This is a genomic window from Haloterrigena turkmenica DSM 5511, from assembly GCF_000025325.1.
Lineage (GTDB): Archaea > Halobacteriota > Halobacteria > Halobacteriales > Natrialbaceae > Haloterrigena > Haloterrigena turkmenica.
This window is the reverse complement of the sequence record NC_013745.1, coordinates 245,463-266,151: the sequence shown is the minus strand read 5'-3', so window position 1 is coordinate 266,151 and position 20,689 is coordinate 245,463. Positions and strand designations below refer to the sequence as shown.

The following is a 20,689-nucleotide window of genomic DNA, read 5'->3' as shown; positions in this document are numbered from 1 at the left end:
AGACAGACGGTCCATTCGTGCGTTCACGCCATTTGTGGAAACAGTCGCGTGAACTCGCCCTTATGTGCCTCGTTCGCGAACTCAACCGAACGCTCTCGCGGTCAGTAGCGGTGACGCACGTGCCCACGCCGAACTGCTACTCTCTGCTGGGACGTTGGGCAATGTATTCGCGTGTGTCTCCCTGCAAAACGTACTCCGCCCGCTGAAGGTCCCTGATCGACTCCGAGCCAGTGACAAACATTGCCGTCTGCAGTTCGGCGATCAGATCCTCGATTCGTTCGATAACGGCGTCCGGGCCGTCAGTAGCCGGTTTCAGGAACGGTTTGGCCAGTCCGCCCGCGAGTGCACCTAACGCGATTGCTTTTGCCACGTCCAGTCCCGTTCGTACGCCGCCACTCGCAATCACGCAATCGTGTTCGGCTACGCACTCGATCGTGCTTGCAGCGGTCGGGATTCCCCACGCCCGGAACAGTGTGCCGACTTTCTTCTGTCGCGGTGCGTTCGCCGCGGCTGCGCGGTAGGCTTCGATGCCGGACCACGTCGTGTCGCCTTTTCCGGCGACATCGATCGCGTCAACTCCCGCCTCGGCTAGCTTTCGGGCAGTCTTCCCGGAAATTCCGTTCCCTGTTTCCTTGACGATGACGGGCACCGAAAGATCCGCAGCTACGCGGTCGATGGCCGCCAGACAGTTCCGACCATCGACATCGCCTTCAGGTTGGATGGCCTCTTGGAGGAAGTTCAGATGGACTGCGAGCGCGTCTGCCTCGACCATCTCAACTGCGCCCTCGACTACCTCGAGGTCGTACTCGCGAAGTTGTGCAGCGCCGAGATTTCCGTAGATGAACGCATCGGGTGCGGCATCCCGGACGACAGTGTACGACTCGAGGACGCTGTCATCGTCGAGTTCGAGGCCGGCTCGTTGGCTTCCGAGTCCCATAGCGATACCCGTCTCGCCGGCAGCGCAAGCCAGTGCACGATTGATTTCCGTGGTGTTGTGATGACCTCCGGTCATGCTCTCGATGAAGATTGGAGCAGATAACTCGTGTCTCAAAAATTCGATAGACGTATCGATAGCCTCGTAATGAAGTTCCGGAAGCGCTTCGTGGACGAGCTGTACGTCTTCGAAACCCGCTCCTGAGGTTTTGACATCTTGATCCTGAACGATCCGTATATGGTCGTCTTTTCAATCCTCAGTCTCCGACGAGTGCTGTCCCGTTATTAATCTAACTTTCGAAGAATGTTGCAAAAAATACTGGTTTATCGATTCGACACTGTCTAGTTTAGCACCTCTGCTGGCGTCTGTCTGTTGAGTGACTGGTGCGGTCGCTGTGTGTTATAGTAGTGTACAAACTGTTCAAGTCACTCTCTGACGATCGCCCGACTGCCCACCTACGAGTTGTGGAAGCGGCCGATCCGCATTTTGAGCATGTAAAACCACTTTTCGATGTGATTTCGATCGACGTAGTCGGGGTGACAGCTCAATCCTAACCGGGAGAGGGCAGTCAGACAGTCGTAGCCATCAACGAGAAACTCAGTCTCGGAGAGATCGTGTTTCTCGGTAAATCCATGCAGAAACACAGCAGCTGGATCGGTACCTCGCCGCCCAAAGAGCGCGACGTTGAGAATGAGTTTCGTGCCGAGGTCTATTGCAGTATACAGACAAGATCGATCGCCGTTAATCCTGATAGCGGTTTCATCAACCGCGACCCGCGACGGCTGCGCCGTCGGCGGGTCTGGTACGCTGTTAGCTAGCCGATATATCCAGTGCCAAATTGCTTGATGAGACCGTTTGAAGCCGAGTAAGCGAAGAATCGCTTGTGTCTCTCGAAGCGAACAACCGGTCGCGTGGAGCCGGACGGCGAACGCCCTGACGCAATCGCCGTCCGCTCATTCTCCCAAGATTCTTCTAAATCCGCCTCGTAGCCCTCGCTGAGCAGGTCTGCGAGCATCCTAACCAATTCACTCAACGACCTGCTCGCTTCTCAAACTGGCTCAACTAGACAGTGCCGTATATGATTATATTCCAGAAAGTATCTGTGTGCTGCACTCGGAGTCAGACCTCAGTGGAGGAATTGCTTCCGTCGAACACACTTGATTAGTATTGTTTTATAAGATATATGTCTATTTCCGGCTCACGAACAATCCACCGAAACAGGACACGAGGCGGTGATCGCGCGTGAACGCAGAGACACCGGTCGGTGACCCGCTCGAGGCGTTCCTTTGATCGAAGTCGAAGGGCGGCAAAGGGAACGGCAACTACCGTCGGACCCTCGAGGGCTTGCTCTCGGACGACTCCCTTGGGCCGTCATTCGAAATCGTCTCACTATCTTCGATTCACCCTCCTCGATTACTCTTCAACGTTGCCGAGTTCTTTCCATTCTCTGGTCGATTCTGTTCGACTTCGAGTCGGCTCCACCCCTGCTTGTGCCTCGAGTATCCCGTTCTGGTCGGTCGGAAAGCGTGATCGGATTCGGTTTGGAAGCCCATTGATCGATCAGTCAGGATCAGAGTCATGGCCAGTGTTATTCTCGACAGTTACGGTAAATGGCTCTGCAATAGAGACTCCATCTGCGTATTCTGCGGTTACGCTAAGTTCGTAGTCTTTGGACGGTGCATCTCTTGGGGGGCGTATCATCCAGTCAGTTGCGGCGTCGTTTTGCGGACCAGATGCACCCGAAATCGCTGGTCCGGCCGCGATATCGGTAAACGTCGTTGAGGTGGGCTCGGATTCCCAGCCATCGGGCGAATCACAGGTGACGTGAACGCTATCGATTGCCATTGGCGAATAATTAGTGAATGTCAGCGATCGAGTGACTGCCTCACCCGGTGCGACTGTCGCTTCAGTATCGCCGAGTGAAACCGTTGCGAATGGGTTGGTACCGTCCGGGTTACCACTACTGACCCGGAATAATGCAAGCCCATGTGACGGAACCGATGCACTAATAAGACCGGCGGTCTGCCAGTCGGTTCCGTTCCAGAGATCGCGAGCAACGTAGCAAGAGGCAGCTTCAAGTCCGACCGCCTGAGCACTGGTCGTAACTGTCGTTCTCCTATCGCTACGATTCAGTAACCCGACTGCTCGATCCCCATTCGCGAGTGTTTTCGCCCAGACTGAACGTGAGAGACCGTCCTCACCCCTGATGTGTTGAATCCGCGTCGCCTGATTGCCCGCCGGATCCTGATCGATCGCGATCACCTCGTCGTTAGTGAGAATATCGCGAGTCTCGTCGGACATATTGCGAATGTCGTTACCAGCCATGAGCGGCGCGGCCATCATCGCCCACATGCCGAAGTGCGTTCGGTCTTCCGCTTCGGTTAGGTTTGGATACTCCGGCAGGTCCACGCCGACCACGAGCATGTCCGGATCATTCCAGCGACCGGGACCGGCGTATTCGGCGAGGGGCTCATTCTGATCGATGATGTCGATAATGCCGTTCCCCCACAGATCCTCTTGGGCCCTCCAGAGGGGTTTAATATCGCCAGTTGTCCGCCAGAGGTCGCCGCCTACCTCTGGGGCCCACATCCACGGATCGTTATCTCCCCATTCACAGATGCTGAAAATAATATCCCGATCAACGGCTTCGAGCGCGTTGTGCATTCGCGTATAGCGCTCAACCGCCGATAGGCCGTAATGGTCCCCGCAGTTATCGTATTTGAGGAAGTCAACTCCCCAGTCAGCGAACGTCTGTGCATCGGTTTCTTCGTAACCGAGGCTGCCGGGAAGGCCCTGACACGTCGTCGTCCCCGCTGATTCGTAGATACCCAGTTTGAGGCCTTTGTCGTGAACATAATCGGCGAGAGCACTGATGCCGTTCGGAAACGTCTCGGGATCTGGTTGGAGTTTCCCGTTCGCGTCGCGTTCGGGTGCCATCCAGCAATCGTCGATACAGACGTACTCGTAGCCCGCTTCTTTCATCCCGCTTTCGGCCATTGCATCGGCGGCGTCCTTGATCAATTCCTCGTCGATGTCACAGTAGAACGTGTTCCAGCTGTTCCATCCCATCGGTGGGGATTCCACCAATGTCTTGTCTGCACTCTCGCTCCGGTCGCTGTTGTCGTCGGCGGTAACCGTCGAGTTCGCGAGGAGACTACTGGCTCCCGTCGCCGCTGCCACTTTCATCGCGGACCGTCGCGTTATTGGTGGTGTAATCGAATCATCGTCGTCTACTCTCTCCGCTGCACCTTCGGGTTCATATTCATTTCTTTCGTTCATGATTTCATCTCTCTATTTGAGTGTCTGTAACACACTCATATGATTCCCAATCACAACCATTCACTTAAGCCTTGTGCAATGTGTTATGAGAGGACATGTCGATGTGTACCTTCCGCCGGTCAGAGACACGCAGATCAGCGTTCGTACGATAGTATTTCCCATTTTGGTCGCGAAGGAGAGCCGCGGCCACCTTGAGCAGTCCCGGAAAAATAACCGCGCAATGATGGTAATCCTTGTGGGCTCAGCGTCGTCTGTGGCCGTTTTTGGTATCGGGCCGTCGCTCGGTTTCGTGTACTCAGCTACGAACGATCGATCGAGCCCGTTCGACACCGAATCTCTCGAGAAGCTCGGATCGAAGTAGCCAATACTGGGACGAAAGAGTGTGGTTTCGGGCCCGGAACACGTTGAAGCCGTTACGTCTTACCTCCTTTCCCACCTCTGAATACCGTCATGAACGAACGGCGATGCCCATTAGGTCTTCCGTCCAGCGTCACACGATATTTCGTCGGTCCGTACAGGTGGTCTCAGGCCAGTTCTCACTCAACGACTACCGCATCGATATCATAGTAGCCCCAGCCGTTCTCTATTGTGATCTCGTTGTAGCCCGCGTCGAACTGATAGCTCCCCGCGGTCGTCTGCTGGAACGAGGTCGTGTATGGGAGCGATGCCTGCCCGACGGACTGCCCGTTGATGTACAGGTTACACTCTTTGTCGTCGTGTGGCGCGGCGTATCGGATCTTGACAGTCCGTTGCCCGCTCGCCGCCGCGTCGAAGTCCATTGTGACGGAGTCGCCCGAGCTGTCGAAGCCAGTGACGTACGCGTCGCCCCAATACCCCGATCGGCTCGTTGACGTCGAGACGCTGTTGAGCGAGTAGTACTCGGCGTTCAGGTAGTGAGCCGTCGTCTCTCCACCGCCGCCGCCGGAGCTTCCGCCGCCCAGCTTGTCGTACACGGTGCTGAAGTACGAGGTTTTCGAGTAGGACGTCGCACCGCAGTCGTCGCCCCAGAACGGGGCGGTCATGTTCATGGGGTCGGACTCGCCGTCGCCGTTCCAGGCCCACCCGAGCACTGGCCAGCCCAGCGACTTAGCGTGGTCGACGACGGCGGACCAGTCCGTCCGATCGTCCGGGCCGAGCGGGCCGAATTCGCCGATCAGGCATGGATGGGGCTGGTTCGTATCAAGGTAATCGAGGTGCGACATCTGTAGCGGCTCCCCGGCGTACTGGTTCCACGCCTTCGCGTACACGTGCACAGAGAACGCGATGTCGTCGTCGCTGATGTAATCGACGCTGTCGGCAGCGATCTGGGGCTCCTGCCCGTACCCGGGCACGTCGCAGATCACCGTCCCGTCGTAGGCGCTATCACGCAGTCTGCTGAGCGCGCTGTCGTAGGCGTTGCCGTACTCCTGCGCCGATACGTCGTGGGTCCCCCACTCGTTGTGGAGGTTGATCACAAACGAGGAGTTCTGCGAGAGATAGTCGTAGTTTTGCACCCACCAGTCCGCGGCGTCCTGCAGGTCCTGTGGGTCTCCGGAACCGTTGTTCGGCCAGTGGTGATAGGTCGCGATGACCTGATACCCGTTAGCGTTCGCCTCGTCGATCCAGCGCCGGATATCGGCCAAGTCCGCACTCGTCTCGCCGCCACTCGGCGGTTCGATCTCGATACGGACGGTCTCGATATCAGGATGGTCGTTCATCAGGTCCCACCCCAGGTTCTGGTCGCCACCGCAGTAGTACGCGGGTTGGAGATTGACGCCGTCACCGAACGATGCGCCCGCCGCAGTCGTCGTTGTGCTGCTCGCCAGTACACCTAAACCGATCGTCGTCCCAATCGCAGTGGACTTAAGTACTTCACGTCGGTTGTACATCTTTCTAACTCCAATAGGTGATTCAATAACATCTCTATTAAACATTATGATTGAGTTAAATCAACTATTTCGAAAGCGGTTGCGGACCGGCTGAGGATGTTTAGTCTCCGCCGCTCTGATCACGCCGTCAATTGCGTCTTGCGCGGCGTCGCTTCCAGTCCGCGTGGAGCGGACGACCGGATTCGGCATCCATCCGGTTCGCGAACCGTTCTATCCGTCGTATCGTGCGGTCGTCTCCGGGGAACACGTAGAAGCCATCGTCGTACGGGGCCCGCTTTTTCAGAGTGAGCTGCCAGACGACGCCCCCGTCGGCGTCCAGTTCGTCGAGTCTATCATACCAGGTGTCGTAAATGCTGTTCCGACGGATGATCTGCTGTCGCGCGTCGCTCGCGTTCCGATCCACCTGGATGCCGAACTCACCCAGGTAGACGGGCTTCCCGACCCGTTCGTGGCCGTCTCTGACATGGTCCTCGATCCATTCGGTACCGTACTCGGGGTTGACGCCCCAGTGGTCGGGGTAGAGGTGGAACGAGCACGCGTCGACGGTGTCGATTCGGTGGTGGTCCACGTATGCGGTTCCCTGAGAGCCATCGCGGAGCCAGTCGTCGCCGTCGCCGTCGTAGAACCCTTCCATACCGGTCGACACGAGGTGGTTCGGATCGAGGCGCTTGATGAACCCCGACATCTCCTCGATCCAGTCTCCGAGTACGTCGACGCCCTTCGTCTGGGCGCGCGGCTCGTTTCCGAGTTCCCACATCGCGATGGTCGTATCTTCAGCGTACGGGACTCCGGAGATGGAATTCGTTCGCGTCACGACCGTTTCGACGAAGTCGCGGTACAGCTGCCGCGTCTCGAGGTCGGTGTAGAAGTCGTCGTGCTTCTCGGCCGTCTCGGACCATTCGACGTACTGTTCCATGCCGCCGTACGCTCCCCAGTTGTTCGCGAGTGGGAGGATTAGACGGAGCCCCCGGTCCGCTGCAGCCTCGATCACGTAATCGAGATGCTCGAAGGCGGACTCGTCGTACTCGCCTTCGGACGGCTGGAAGCAGTGGCCGTTGCGTCCGGCGCAGAATGCCCACGTTCGGACGGTGTTGAGCCCCAGATCAGTCGCCCGGTCGAGCATGGTGTCGACCTCGTCTCTGGTCGTCCAGACGTCTGCAAGCCAGAAGTTGTTCGTTCCAGCGAGGTACTGCGACTCGCCGTCCACCGAAAACGACGTTCTGTCGGTCGCGAGGAAGCCGTCCGGTCGGTTCGACGCTTCGTCGGACGCCGGTGCCGCGAACCCGGGGAGAGTGAGTCCGCTGGCGACCGCACCGCCGCTGCAGAGAATCGTGCGTCTTCGTACCATAGATAGTGCGTTTCGGATTCACCGACATATGTAATAAATATTTTCGAAGGGGAACTAACGGTACAGATGCCATCGGACACAACGACAGGACAAGAACTAAGCGTTCGGGCGAATCTGTTCGTACAGAGCACTCGCATGCAACTTTCGCTCGTTCTCCCGCCGGAACCCGACGAACGGTGGGACAAGGCAAAGCAGATCGGCATCAACCACGCCGTGTATCACTCGCTCGAACTCGGCGACGGGCGGCGTCCATCGCAGTACGACGAACTGCTCCGTGTCGTCAACCGGTACCGCGATCACGGGCTCGAACCCGCCGTGTTCGAGGGGAGCGTCCCGCTGACCGACACCACGCGCCTCGCGATGGACGGCCGGGACGACGAGATTGACGAGTTTTGTCGGTTCCTTCGGAATCTCGGGAAACTCGGCGTCGATGTCGTCTGTTACGACTGGATGGCGGGGCTCCGGTGGGCCCGGACCTCGGTCACGACGCCGAGTCGGGGCGACTCGCTCACCACTTCCTACAGTGATGAGCAGATGCGCCGCGGGCCTGCGCCTGCCGCGGCCCGCTCAACGACGGCGGACGACCTCTGGGCGAACCTGGAGTACTTCCTCGAACGCGTCGTTCCGGTCGCCGAGGAGGCGGGCGTCAAACTCGGACTACACCCCGACGATCCGCCGATTGGGGACCTCCGTGGAATGCCGCGGATCATCAACTCGCCCGAGGCCTACGAGCGCACACTCGACGTCGTCGACTCGCCGTACAACGGCATCACGTTCTGCCAGGGCAACTTCGCGGCGATGGGCGTCGACGTCCCGGCGACGATTCAGCGGTTCGGCGATCGGATCAACTTCGTCCATATCCGCGACGTCGAGGGTGGTGCCGACGGCTTTGTCGAGACGTGGCACGATGACGGACCGACCGACATGGCTGGCGCGATTCAGGCGTATCGAGACGTCGGCTTTGACGGTCCGATTCGCCCGGACCACGTCCCGACGATGGCCGGCGAGGACAACTCGACCCCCGGGTATCACCTCTCCGGAAAGCTGTTCGCCAGCGGGTACATTCGCGGCCTGCTCGACGCGACCGAGTGAGACGCCGGCGTCGACTTCGCGGTCACTCTCGCTACGGACGCGGCGCGACGGTCGGTGGTTCCCGGAGTAGCGCGCTCGTGCTCGGTCACGGACAGCGTTCTCAGTTTCACGCGGCGCCCGTCGTCAGTAGGTTGCACGGAGGTGGTTCAGCGACAGTTCCTCAGTGAGTCGCCGTTCGAGATCGTCGGGTGGGTCCGCGGCGTTGAACGCGACCCTTTGCTCTTCGCCAGGCGTCAGGTGGAAGTAGTTGTCCGAGAACTGGCCGTCGAGCGGGACGTTCAGTTCGACGAACAGGGCGGCGGCGTCCGCCTTAATCGTCACCTCGTTCCTGTCGACAGCGACGTCGAAGTTCGGCTCCGGGAGTTCGAGGTGCTTGTACTCCTCGAAGAACGTGAACGCCGGATACGTCTCGTCGCTCCCGTCGAAAGTGACGCGGAGGAATGCCTCCTCCCGTGGGATGTCGCCGAGTAATCGATCCGCGTTGACGGTCGCGACGCGGGCGCTGTCGAGCGCCGCGACCGAGACGCGCTCGTCGGTCCCGTCGATGCGTTCCCCGTCGAAAGTGTATGCTTCGACAGCGACATTCCCTTTCAGGTGGTCGCGTTCGTCGTTCGTGAGCCAGATTTCGACCTCGTCGCCGTCGTCCGTCATCGTCGTCGAGAGCAGGACCGGTGCGTAGATACGGCGGCTGACGTGCTGGAGCGCCTTCCAGTCGCCGCCGTACTCGATAGATGACCACGACGCGCAGGGCCAGAGATCGTTCAACTGCCAGTAGAGCGTCCCCATGCAATCGGGTTTCAGCCGCCGCCAGTGTTCGATGGCGACCTTCATCGCCAGTCCTTGCTGCACTTGACTGAGATAGACGAAGTCTGCGAAGCTAAACGGGATGCGGAACAACGCCGCCATCCGCTGGAGGATCGTCCGATTTCCCTCCTCGTGTCGCTGATGGTGTTCCATCAGCGGCGCGGTCGGGTTGAGTTCGTTGTCGGGGAGCACCGACGAGAGGGCGTCGACCGAGGGGAATGACTGGTATCCGAACTCGGAGACGAATCGCGGTTCGACCGTCTCGTACTCCTCGAAGTCCGCGCCGTCATGCCAGACGTCCCAGTAGTGGATGTCGCCCTTGTTCGCCGGGTAGGGGTCTTGCCTCCCGGTGCCACTGGATGGTGATCCGGGCCAGTACGTCCGTGTCTCGTCCTCTTCAGCAACGGTATCGCCGATCACGTCGTAGAACAGCGTCTCGTAGTCCTCCTTCAACTGTTCCAGTTCGTCGGCGTCATCGAACCAGCTTTCAAGGCCCATTTCGACTTCGTTATTTCCACACCAGAGCGCGATCGACGGGTGGTCGGCGAGCCGGCGAACTTGGTACCGGACCTCCTCCTCGACGGACGCCAGATAATCGTCGTCGCTCGGGTACAGTGCGCAGGCGAACATGAAGTCCTGCCAGACGAGCAGTCCCCGCTCGTCGCACGCCTCGTAGAACCCGTCTCGCTCGTAGTAACCGCCGCCCCAGACACGAATCATGTTCATGTTGGCCTCGATCGCGCTGTCGAGCAGCGATTCGTATCGATCGCGCGTGATCCGTCCGTACAGCGCGTCCGCCGGGATCCAGTTGGCACCCTTCGCGAACACCGATACCCCATTGACCTCGAACGTGAACGACTCGCCGTCGCCCTCCCCGTCCGGTTCGCGGACGAGTTCGAGCTCTCGGAACCCGATGCGAGTGGACGTCTCGTGAGCCGGGTCGGGCAGGAGCGACGAGGCGGCCGTCGTCACGCCGCCGTCGGCTGTCACCGCGTCCGTGTCGTCCGCAACCGACTCGGGTTTCGTGTCGACGGCTATGATGAGGTCGTAAAGCGGTTGGTCGCCGTACCCATTAGGCCACCAGAGATCGGGATCTGAAACGTCGAGGGTGATCGTAACCTCATTGTGCCCCTCGACGACATCTACGACTTTATGTGTCGCCGTATTTGCGACCTCGGCAGCGAGCAATACGTCACCGTCGGCCGGTGCGTCGAGGCCAACGGTCACGTCGAGGCTGACGCTGTTGCCGTCGTGGTCCTGTACAGTCTTCGTGTACTCGATCCGCGGTTCAGAGTAGGCGAGGAGGTCGATGTCTCGCCAGATTCCCGAGGTCGGAAGACACGGCCCCCAGTCCCACCCGTAATGGCACTGGGCTTTCCGGATAAAGTTCCGTCCCGGCTGATCGACCGGATATCGAAGTGTTGGAACCTGATACCCGTGATTCTCTGAGTGACGAACGCTATACTCGACCGGAGAGTGGAACGTGATTTCGACCTGGTTCTCCCCGGGAGTGAGGGCATCACCGACGTCGAACTCGTACTTGCGGTGCATGTTAGCGGCTTCGCCCACGACCGTGCCGTTGATGCGTACCGTCGCGATAGTGTCAAGGCCGGCACAGCGCAAGCGTACGCGTTCCTCGTCGAGAAAGTCATCGTCGAGCGTCACGGTGTGTCGATACACCCAGTCGGACGTCCCGACCCACTGGAGGTCGAGTTCGTTGTCGTCGTCGTACGGATCGGGGATTTCACCTGCGTTGAGGAGGTCCGTATAGACTCCGCCGGGAACCGACGCATCTAACCAGCGATCGGTATCCGACTGACGTAACTTCCAGCTACCGTTGAGCGACTCTATCCGCATAACCGAACTGTATCAATAGAGCGTAATAATGCTACCGGTACCCGGGATGGGATCTCCGCTGCATTTTAATCGAGATAGGGGGACAACAGTAACCGGCCAATCACTGTGGGACTCTTGTCCGACCGAGGGACTACTGAGCTGGCAGTTCAGTCGAGATCCACCGTCACGGGTCCGGAGAACTCCAAGAGGAGTTGCTGTGTCCGATCACCGAAGATTGCTTTTCCGGTCGGGGTGCGTTGAGTGCCACACGTGAACAGATGATCGCAATCAGTCTCCTGGGCAGTCTGAAGGACTGTCTCGACATATTCACTGTCTGAAGCGACGCTCACACGGTATGTGATCTCTATGTTGTCGCCGTCAATAGCGTCATTGACTACGGACTGAACGGCGTTTCGCTCGGCGTCGAGGACGCTATGCTCGTCGTAGTGTGTATCTTCGACGTCTCCCATCGCTTCCAGCGTCTCGACGTTCGCTGCGAACGATTCCGGGTGGATAATGGACAGGACGATCAGCCCGCAATCGCTACCGCGAGCGGTCGCGGCTGCTTCGGCGAGTAGTTTTCGGCCTTTCTCAGTGTCTTCGGCGAGTACTAATCCACGTCGCATGGGGAGGCCAACGAACTGACTATACAAGAATCTACTGTCGCGAGTAGCGAAGCCATGATCAACTGACAGTAGTTCGATTGTTTGCTCTACTAGAATGGAGGTAGTTCACCCCCTCCCTATGTTTCCTACAGTCAAACGAAATACCTCTGTCCCGTGATCGCTTGCTGCTCACTCGAGTTGTGCTCAGGTGGGATCTGATCGTGATGATTTACGATCGTATTTTTGTAATAGTTGTCTATAGACGGATTATCGTAGCGCCCCTTTACGAATGTATGGTTGTAATAGAAACGCTGCACTCGATGGCGTCCCGGTCGCTTTAGAGTATGTCCGTCCACTCCGAATACGTGGTATTAATCTCGACGACGCCGGCGACGTTCTGGAGCTGATTCGGCACATCAGTGCGGAACCGCTCTTCGCCCATTCGCTCGACCGGCGCGGAGACGCTGAGCGCTCCGAACGGTTCTCTCGCCTCGGTGCTGATAGCGGCGGCGACGCACCGATACCCCTCGTACCGTTCTTCATCATCAAACGCTACCCCCCGATCACGGATTTCTTCGAGTTCCTCTCGGAGCTCGTCGCTGTCGGTGATCGTCTCCTCGGTGTACGGGGTGTAGGAAGTTTCACTGAGATACGAATCTAATTCGGCGTCCGATAGTTCTGCCAGAAACACTTTACCGGCCGCGGTGCAGTAGAGTTCCTCGATACTGCCTACGTGCGTTATCGGCTCGGTGACGCGGTCTCCAGTCGCCTGATAGAGCGTAATGCCGAATCCGTTGCGGTCAACGATGAGGCGCGCCTGTTCGCCGGTTTCCTGTGCGAGTTTTTCGACATCGTCTTTTCCGAGGTGATAGAGCTGTTCACGCTCGCGCACCTGGCCGCCGAGCGTGAGAAACCGGAGACTGAGCTGATACTCTCCGTCAACTTTGTCGAGGTAGTCGTGTTTGGTCAGTGTCGCTACGTGGTGATGGACCGTGCTCTTGGAGCGATCGAGTTCGTTCGCGATCTCCGTGACGCCCGCCCGCTCCTTCCGGCGGATGACGTCGACGACCTCGAGCGCTGACTCGACGGACTGGATCGTTTTCCCGTATCCCCCGGAGGCTTCTTCTGGCATACCTGCTACTAGGATCCACGGATAGTTAAACATGCTCACCTCTCGATCGTGAGCCAGTACGGCGAGGACGATTCCGAGCCGACTACGGGTAGCGAACGCGGTAGGTCACCGACTCGTCCGGTAGAGACGGTCGATGACACGCTGCACGTCGAGCGCCTGTTTGACGTTCGTCATCTCCGGCCGCTCGCCAGAGCGGACCGCGTCCAGAAACGTCTCCAACTCGTCACGGTACGGATCGTTCAACGAGACGATGACTTCGCTGTCGACGAAATGGTCACACCGTCCCGACCGAGCCTCGTACAGCCGGAGATCGTTCCGCTGATCAACCTCCGGCTCGACTTCCTGTAACGTGTTCGTAATATCGACCGTCATGCCCGCTTCCGTCCCCTGAATTTGATAGCTGTGTGACGATTCCATGTTCGCCGCCCACGCGACCTGAATGTCCGCGGTCATTCCGGAGTCGAACTCGCAAAATGCCGTGACGGAATCCTCTACGTCATACATCTTGCCTCGGTCGTCCTCTCCCCACATGTGGAGGTACGAGTAGTCATCGTGCTGGCCAAAGTTCGATCGGGCTGTCGCCATCGCGTCGGTGATCGTCGGCCAGTCAGTCCAGAAAAGGAGCAAGTCAAGCAGGTGTGCGCCGACGTCCATCAGCGCGCCGCCTCCGGCGATATCCTTCGACGTGTACCACGTCCCTCGACCGGGAACGCCACGCCGTCGCACGAATTGGGCGTCAACGTGAGTGATTTCGCCCAGATAGCCGTCCTCGACGTAATATTTGGCGACCTGGCAGATGTTCCGATAGCGGTGGTGGTACCCGACCATGCAGATGTTTCCGGTCCGGTTCGCTACGTCGGCGATACGCTCTGCGCTCTCCAAATCGTGTGCGAGCGGTTTTTCGAGCAGGATGTCATGGCCCGCCTCGAGTGCGTCTATCGCCGCCGTCTCGTGGAACTTGTTCGGCGCTGAGATGATTACCGCGTCCGGATCCTGTTCATACAGCTTCTCGAGACTCTCGAACGTCGTCGCGTCGTGTCGTTCCTGAAACGTCTCTCTCGTCGCCGTATCTGCATCTACCCCGAGGACATCGTGACCGAGTTCTTTGAGTATTCTCACGTGATTCGCTCCGTGCGTCCCTAACCCGACCAGACCGACCGTCAGCGTCATGTTCTCCATGTTTGCTAAATTTTCTCACCCCCACTCGATAAACCACTTACGATCGATCGTGTTACACGAACGGACTCGTTTTCGATCATCACCCATTGGACGCGCCGAACCCGGCCGGTCCCAACCGCATTCCGACGGCGCAGATGGCAGGAGAGTACTAGTACAAAACGTCACGGCCATCCCGCGAGTTGTTTCACTCCGTCAAACATACGGGGCCGTGCGTTTCGTGGCGCAGATATCCGGACGATAGTACCGTGGAAATGCTCGGCACGGCGTTTCCACATCGACCGTTCCCGTAGGTGACACTGTCTCGATATCCCATAACGTGATTTCGTCGGTATAGATTACCACTGTGTTTGCTATCGTGAAACGCCGCTCGAGGAACGAACTGTTCTATTACGCTCGCGCGTGTAAACACACATTGGACACTTACCGACGCCTCACGGACGCCGACGGTCGTCGATCGCCCGCGAAATCCTCTCGAAAGCGCAATTGCATATCCGGTTGCTGCGTCGATGAGAGCCCGATATCGCGATCGCATCCCTCAGTAGCGATACCTCTCCAAAGTTACCATACTTTTATTACTAATGAGACTCCACCTCAGAGTGGATAATGACAGACAATAACCGTGATTACGTTAGTCATATCGATCGCCGTGCGTTCCTGCAGGGCGCAGGCGCCTCAGGCGCCGCTGCACTGGCGGGCTGTACGGGCGGAACCGGATCCGGGGACGGCACCCATGTCAGCTATACGAATCAGGTTCCGACGAAGATTCAGTATAACCCGCTCAATCCAACGAGTTACTCTCAGTACTCGCATTACCTGCTTTTCGACCGATTTGCGAATTTCAACTTCGCAAAAGGCGAGTTCACTCCCTACCTCATCCAGGATTGGGAGTTCGGCGACAAGACGTTCGAAATGACCGTTCGCGACGGCGTCACCTGGGAAGACGGCGACGACGTCACGGCCGGTGATGTCGCGACGCAGCTGCGCCTCGCGAGGTTGACCGGCGGAACGATCGATCAGTTCACCGAAGATATCGAAGTAGCGGACGACCAGACCGTCGTTCTCAACCTCGCTGGAGACGTTAACCCCCGAATTGTCGAATTCAATTCGTTGGGACAGCGGTTCATGACCCTGAAAGAGAGCGAGTTCGGGGAGTACGTCGACATGTTCGAGGATGATGCTGAGCAGGCCCAAAGCGAAATCCAGAGCCACGCCTACAAGGATGTCATCGCCAACGGCCCGTTCACTGTTTCAGAGCGCGGGAATCAGCAGATTCTTCTCGAGAAGCGGGACAACCACCCCGACTCAGGCAACATCAACTTTGATCGGGTCGCGTTCCGCTACCTCGACGGGAACACAGCCGTTCATCAGGCGATCGGCGCGAACGAACTTGACTCCGTGATGGTGTTCGCCCCGCCGAACGTCGTGAATAACTTCCCCGATCACATCCAGATGGAGACCATTCCGGGGAAGGTCGGATACGGATTGATTCCGCAGCATGACCACGAGCACACGGGCGACAGAGCCGTTCGTCAGGCGATCGCGCACGTGCTAGACCGAGAGGCCATCGTCAAGAACGTTGGCGAGACGCTGAAGCAGGCGCCACCGCTGCTCACTGGAATTCCCTCGGACGACCAGGAACGGTGGCTCGACGACGCCTACGACTCGTTCGAGGACTATGGCGTGAACGAACGACAGACCGACGATGCCAACCGGATCCTCCGTGACGCCGGCTACTCGAAGGACGGCGATACGTGGGTCGATAATAGCGGAGACGTAGTCGAACTTCCCATCACCGTCCCGTCTGGGTGGACCGACTGGGTCACCGCGACCCAGACGATCGTCGATCAACTGAACGACTTCGGATTCGAGTCTCAGGTCGATTCTCGGAATTTCAGCGCGCTGAACGGAACGGTCTGGCCGAATGGCGACTTCGTCCTCTCGGCCGGCGGGTGGCTTCCCGGTGGGGGTCGGGCGTCGTTCCCATACTTCTCGCTTCACCACCAGCTCCTCGAGCACTACCGCAACTTCTCGTACAACTACGACCCCGCCAACGAGAACCGCGGCGGGAGCAACGGCGACGTCACCGTCCCCTCTCGGACCGGGTCAGAAACGATGACGGTGAACCCTAGCGATCGCCTCAAGGAACTGTCCGAAACCTCCGACGAAGCGACAACCCGCGAGATCTCGATCGAACAGGCGTGGGTGACCAATGTGGACCTTCCCATGATCCCCGTCATGGAAAAGCAAGAACAGGCGTTCCTTGCCACCGACGAGTGGTCCGTTCCCGAACAGGGTGCCGAGGTTTCGCAGGTTCGGTGGCCGAACCTCTGGCTCATTCGTCAGGGAGAACTGCAATACGACGGATAGAGGAATTGCGATGCAACCGCATACCATTCAACCAAAAACCTTATTTAGTAGTATTACGCAGTCCTACCCATGAATAATTACTATGTCAAGCGGACTGGGCGTGCAGTGCTTACGTTGTGGTTCACTGTCACGCTCACCTTCGGGCTGATACGGGCGATTCCCGGCGGCCCGTTAGAGATGCTCAGGGCGCGATTGGTCCGACAGGGCGTCGATCCTGCGCGCATCGACTCCATCATCCAGTCCCGACAGGAGGAGAGCCAACCGATCTACGTCGAGTACTACGAGTACATGTCGTCGCTCCTGTCCGGGAATCTGGGGGAGTCGTTTTACTTTAGAGAGCCCGTCTCCAGTATCATCACCGATGCGCTCCCGTGGACGGTATTCGTTATGGTGACGGCGACTATCGTCCTGTTTGCGATCGCCGTCGTCTGGGGCGCGCTCATCGCGTACAAGGAAGGGTCTAGGTTCGACACGGTCTCGAGCGGTTTGTCGATTCTGCTCTCGTCTGTTCCCTTCTATGTGCTCGGCATCCTGTTCGTGGTCGTGTTCTCGTACAAGTTCGGTATCTTCCCCGCGCGGTACCGAACGAGCCCAGGCGTCTCCCCCAGCCTGTCGCTCCAGTTCGTGGGGAACGTGTTGTACCACGCGGCGCTCCCGATCGCATCGATCGTGATCACGCAGGTCGGCCTGCAGACGCTCGCGATGCGAGGTAACAGTATTCAGGTGCTCGGCGAGGACTTTGTCCGGGTCGCGCGACTGCGGGGACTCTCTGACCGCCGAATCGCCGTTAGATACGTCGGCCGGAACGCGATTCTGCCAATGTATACCGGGTTCCTGACGCTCATCGGGTTCAACCTTGGCGGATCGGTGATCCTCGAGGAGGTCTTTACGTACACGGGGATCGGATACTACATGTTCGAGGCCCTCATCAACAGGGATTACCCGCTCATGATGGGAATCTTCCTCGTCATTACGACCGCGCTCGTGTTGTCGGTCTACATCGCTGACTTGACGTACGGACTCGTCGATCCTCGTGTCAAATCGGGTGATTCCAGTGAAGCATACTGAATCCACGACCGAGTCGGAAGAGGAGTTCTCGTTCGGTGCCGCGCAGTCCGACGTCGAAGTCACGACGGCGGACCGATTGCGAGACTTCTACCGGGAGTTCGTCTACAAACCGGGGCTCGTCGCGTGGGAGGACAACCGGACGCGTCTCGGTGCATCCATCCTGGCCGTATACGTCTTCATCGGCACCGTCGGCACGTGGCTCTACCGGTCGCCGAGCACGAACCAGTCGGAGCGGAGTCTGCAACCGTTCCAGACGATGGAGGCACCGCTCGGAACGACGAATTCCGGTGAGGACATCCTGGCCATGGCGATCCACGCGACACCCGAGATGCTCGTCATGATCTTGTCGGGCGGCGTCTTTGCGACGGGGCTCGCAGTTCTGATCGGAACAGTCGCGGGATACAAGGGGGGGACGACCGACCGCGTTCTGACGACGTTCTCGGACGTCGCGATGTCGATTCCCGGCCTCCCGCTCATCATGGTGCTGGCGGTCGTCGTCTCGCCGGAGCGCGCCGTCGTGATCGGCATTCTCATCACGATCAACTACTGGGCTGGGCTTGCTCGGTCCATTCGATCGCAGGTGCTGACGATCCGCGAAAACTCCTACGTAGAGGCGTCCAGAACGATGGGCGTTAGTACGCCTCGGATCCTGATCAAGGACGTCATCCCGAATATCATGCCGTACGTGCTTGTCAACTTCGCCAACGCCGCTCGGTACGTCGTCTTCGCGTCGGTCGGACTCTACTATCTGGGCATCCTCCCCACGTCGGTCGCTAACTGGGGGATCCAGCTCGACAATGCGTACAGCCAGGCCGGTGCGCTCAGCGGCGGCGGGACGATGTATCAGCTTGCGGTTCCTATGATCGCGATCATGTTTCTCGCCCTCGGCCTCATCCTGCTCGCGCAGGGGATGGACCGAGTGTTCAACCCCCGTGTTCGGACCCGACTTGCCAGCGAGTCCGAATCGGAGACCGAAGACGATGAGGAAGTCGCCGCGCCCACGGAGGTGATGACCTGATGGAAACCGATCAGACCACTGCAGACCAGGTGTACAGTACCGACGATCCGATCGTCGAGATCCGCGACGCGGCCGTGACCTACGATGACGGCGAATCGTACGTCCTCGATCACGTCTCGATCGACCTCGACCGTGGTGAGATACTCGGCGTTGTCGGGGAGAGCGGTTCGGGCAAGTCGATGCTCGCCTCGTCGTTACTCGACGCGGTCCCGTCTCCCGGTCGCCTGATGGGCAAGATCACCTACCGTCCGGACGGCGACGAACCGGTTGACGTACTCGACCTAGAGAAAGACGAGCTGCGGTCGCTCCGTTGGGAGGAGATCTCGATGGTGTTCCAAGGGGCGATGAACTCGTTCAACCCGACGATGCCCATCCGAACGCACTTCGAGGAGACGCTGAAGGCCCACGACGCGGACGTCCCAGAGGGGATCGACCGGGCCGAGGAACTGCTCGAGGACCTGCACTTGGAACCGGAGCGCATTCTCGACTCCTATCCGCACGAACTCTCAGGGGGAATGCAACAGCGCGCTCTGATCGCGCTCAGCCTCGTCCTCGAACCCGACGTGCTGGTAATGGACGAGCCGACGGCGGCGCTCGATCTCCTGATGCAGCGGTCCATTCTGATGCTGCTGTCGGATCTACAAGAGAAGTACAACCTCACGATGGTGTTCATCACGCACGATCTGCCGCTCGTCGCCGCGCTGGCCGATCGGATGGCCATCATGTACGCCTTCAGGCTCATCGAGATCGGCGAAACGCGCGATATTGTCGAGAACGCGGCCCATCCCTACACGCGCGCGTTACTCAATTCAACTCCAAACCTCAACGCGCCGCTGTCGGAAATGCGACCGATCGAGGGCCAGAGCCCCGCTCCGATCAACATGCCGTCCGGGTGCGCGTATCATCCGCGCTGTCCGCTCGCGAGTGAAGAGTGTCGGACGGACGTGCCCGATTACCACGATGTCGCCCCCGACCACGGATCGGCCTGCTATCACTGGCGGGAGTCGTACGATGAGGTGCCACTCGTCTACGAAGACTCGCTGGGTGGCACTGCGGGAGGTGAGAGCCGATGAGTGCCGAACCACTCGTCTCGCTCGAAGACGTCAAGGTTCACTTCACCAACGAAAGACTGCTGAACTTCGGTGACTCTGAGACGGTCCGCGCGGTCGACGGCGTGTCGCTTGACATCGAGGAGAACGACGTCATCTCGCTCATCGGAGAGAGCGGCTGTGGCAAGACGACGCTCGGGAAGACGGCGATCGGCCTCCAGCGGCCCACAGGCGGGTCGGTGAAGTACCGTGGCGAAGACATCTGGGCCATCCGCGACGGCGACGCCGACACCGACACGGAGTGGGAGGACGTTCGGACATCGCTTCAGATCATCCACCAGGATCCCGGCGCCTCGCTCAACCCCAATCGGCGGATCATCTCGATCCTGTCCGAACCGCTTCGACAGGTCAATCCGGAACTCAGCCGTTCGGAAAAGCGAAGCCGAATCTACTCGCTGTTGGAGCGGGTCGGCATGAACCCGCCTGCGGACTTCGCGGAGCGCTACCCGCACCAGTTGTCGGGCGGCGAACAGCAACGCGTCGCGCTGTGTCGCGCGCTACTGATGAATCCCGACGTTATTCTCGCCGACGAGGCGATCAGCGCGCTGGACGTGTCCTTGCGCGTCGAGATGATGGACCTCATGCTCGATCTGCAGAACGAGTTCGACACGTCCTATATCTTCATCTCCCACGACCTCTCGAACGCGCGGTACTTCTCCGCCCACGGCGGCGGGAAGATCGGCGTAATGTATCTCGGCGAACTCGTTGAGATCGGACCCGCCGAGGACATGATCGACGATCCCCAGCACCCCTACACAAACGTGCTGCGCTGGGCGACTCCCGATCTGGCGCTGCGCGAGACCGGCGAGCTGCCCATGCGAAAGATCGATGTCCCCGATCCGGTGGACCCGCCGAGCGGCTGCCGATTCCACACGCGTTGTCCGAAGGCAACTGAGGCCTGCCGTCAGGAGACGCCGCCCGGGTACCGACACGGGGAACAGACAGTCGCCTGCTTCCGCGAAGACGAGAACCACGAGTACTGGGATAGCCCCGAACTCACAGACTAACCTCGAGCCATCCGTTCCTTCGTCGCGGTCTCCGGACCTCGCG

At 59.0% G+C, this 20,689-nt stretch carries 14 protein-coding genes and 1 pseudogene; 6 read left to right on the top strand and 9 right to left on the bottom strand.

The genetic code is table 11. The features are described from left to right. Positions 1 to 136: 136 nt before the first annotated feature. The 5 genes and pseudogenes from fni to HTUR_RS22690 form a co-directional block, all read right to left on the bottom strand. Positions 137 to 1,171: a type 2 isopentenyl-diphosphate Delta-isomerase gene (fni, locus tag HTUR_RS22715; protein WP_226377572.1), complete on the bottom strand. Its 1,035-nt coding sequence runs from the start codon at positions 1,169 to 1,171 to the stop codon at positions 137 to 139. 104 nt (positions 1,172 to 1,275) lie between these two features. Beyond that, positions 1,276 to 1,949 (bottom strand): annotated as a pseudogene (locus HTUR_RS26100) (IS6 family transposase). 545 nt (positions 1,950 to 2,494) lie between these two features. After that, positions 2,495 to 4,213 (bottom strand): NEW3 domain-containing protein, encoded by a 1,719-nt coding sequence (locus HTUR_RS22705; protein ID WP_187291510.1) that lies wholly within the window; start codon positions 4,211 to 4,213, stop codon positions 2,495 to 2,497. Positions 4,214 to 4,749: 536 nt separating this feature from the next. Then, positions 4,750 to 5,910: a CBM35 domain-containing protein gene (locus tag HTUR_RS22695; protein ID WP_226377557.1), complete on the bottom strand. Its 1,161-nt coding sequence runs from the start codon at positions 5,908 to 5,910 to the stop codon at positions 4,750 to 4,752. A 298-nt stretch (positions 5,911 to 6,208) separates the two neighbouring features. Then, positions 6,209 to 7,429, bottom strand: a complete 1,221-nt coding sequence (locus tag HTUR_RS22690; RefSeq protein ID WP_012945700.1) for a glycoside hydrolase 5 family protein — start codon at positions 7,427 to 7,429, stop codon at positions 6,209 to 6,211. Positions 7,430 to 7,564: 135 nt separating this feature from the next. On the opposite strand from HTUR_RS22690, the gene HTUR_RS22685 reads away from it, so the two are divergent. Then, positions 7,565 to 8,521 (top strand): mannonate dehydratase, encoded by a 957-nt coding sequence (locus HTUR_RS22685; protein ID WP_012945699.1) that lies wholly within the window; start codon positions 7,565 to 7,567, stop codon positions 8,519 to 8,521. A gap of 123 nt (positions 8,522 to 8,644) precedes the next feature. On the opposite strand, the gene HTUR_RS22680 is transcribed toward HTUR_RS22685, so the two are convergent. The 4 genes from HTUR_RS22680 to HTUR_RS22665 form a co-directional block, all read right to left on the bottom strand. After that, entirely contained in the window at positions 8,645 to 11,182 is a 2,538-nt protein-coding gene (locus HTUR_RS22680; RefSeq protein ID WP_012945698.1) for a beta-mannosidase, read from the bottom strand. A gap of 146 nt (positions 11,183 to 11,328) precedes the next feature. Continuing rightward, the gene (locus HTUR_RS22675) at positions 11,329 to 11,787 is read right to left on the bottom strand and encodes a universal stress protein (RefSeq protein ID WP_012945697.1); all 459 of its coding nucleotides are present in this window, start codon (positions 11,785 to 11,787) and stop codon (positions 11,329 to 11,331) included. 316 nt (positions 11,788 to 12,103) lie between these two features. Then, entirely contained in the window at positions 12,104 to 12,898 is a 795-nt protein-coding gene (locus HTUR_RS22670) for an IclR family transcriptional regulator (RefSeq protein ID WP_049942057.1), read from the bottom strand. A gap of 105 nt (positions 12,899 to 13,003) precedes the next feature. Beyond that, positions 13,004 to 14,077: a Gfo/Idh/MocA family protein gene (locus HTUR_RS22665; protein ID WP_012945695.1), complete on the bottom strand. Its 1,074-nt coding sequence runs from the start codon at positions 14,075 to 14,077 to the stop codon at positions 13,004 to 13,006. A gap of 603 nt (positions 14,078 to 14,680) precedes the next feature. Between HTUR_RS22665 and HTUR_RS22660 the strand changes: the two genes are divergently transcribed. The 5 genes from HTUR_RS22660 (at position 14,681) to HTUR_RS22640 (ending at position 20,646) form a co-directional block, all read left to right on the top strand. After that, on the top strand, positions 14,681 to 16,444 hold the full coding sequence (locus HTUR_RS22660) for an ABC transporter substrate-binding protein (RefSeq protein WP_012945694.1): 1,764 nt from the start codon (positions 14,681 to 14,683) through the stop codon (positions 16,442 to 16,444). A 69-nt stretch (positions 16,445 to 16,513) separates the two neighbouring features. Next, positions 16,514 to 17,512: an ABC transporter permease gene (locus HTUR_RS22655; RefSeq protein WP_012945693.1), complete on the top strand. Its 999-nt coding sequence runs from the start codon at positions 16,514 to 16,516 to the stop codon at positions 17,510 to 17,512. After that, on the top strand, positions 17,499 to 18,530 hold the full coding sequence (locus HTUR_RS22650; protein ID WP_012945692.1) for an ABC transporter permease: 1,032 nt from the start codon (positions 17,499 to 17,501) through the stop codon (positions 18,528 to 18,530). Before HTUR_RS22655 ends, HTUR_RS22650 begins: the two co-directional genes overlap by 14 nt. Then, positions 18,530 to 19,603 carry an ABC transporter ATP-binding protein gene (locus tag HTUR_RS22645; protein WP_012945691.1) on the top strand — a complete coding sequence of 358 codons (1,074 nt, stop codon included), beginning with the start codon at positions 18,530 to 18,532 and terminating at the stop codon, positions 19,601 to 19,603. Before HTUR_RS22650 ends, HTUR_RS22645 begins: the two co-directional genes overlap by 1 nt. Continuing rightward, entirely contained in the window at positions 19,600 to 20,646 is a 1,047-nt protein-coding gene (locus tag HTUR_RS22640; protein ID WP_012945690.1) for an oligopeptide/dipeptide ABC transporter ATP-binding protein, read from the top strand. Before HTUR_RS22645 ends, HTUR_RS22640 begins: the two co-directional genes overlap by 4 nt. Positions 20,647 to 20,689 lie beyond the last annotated feature (43 nt).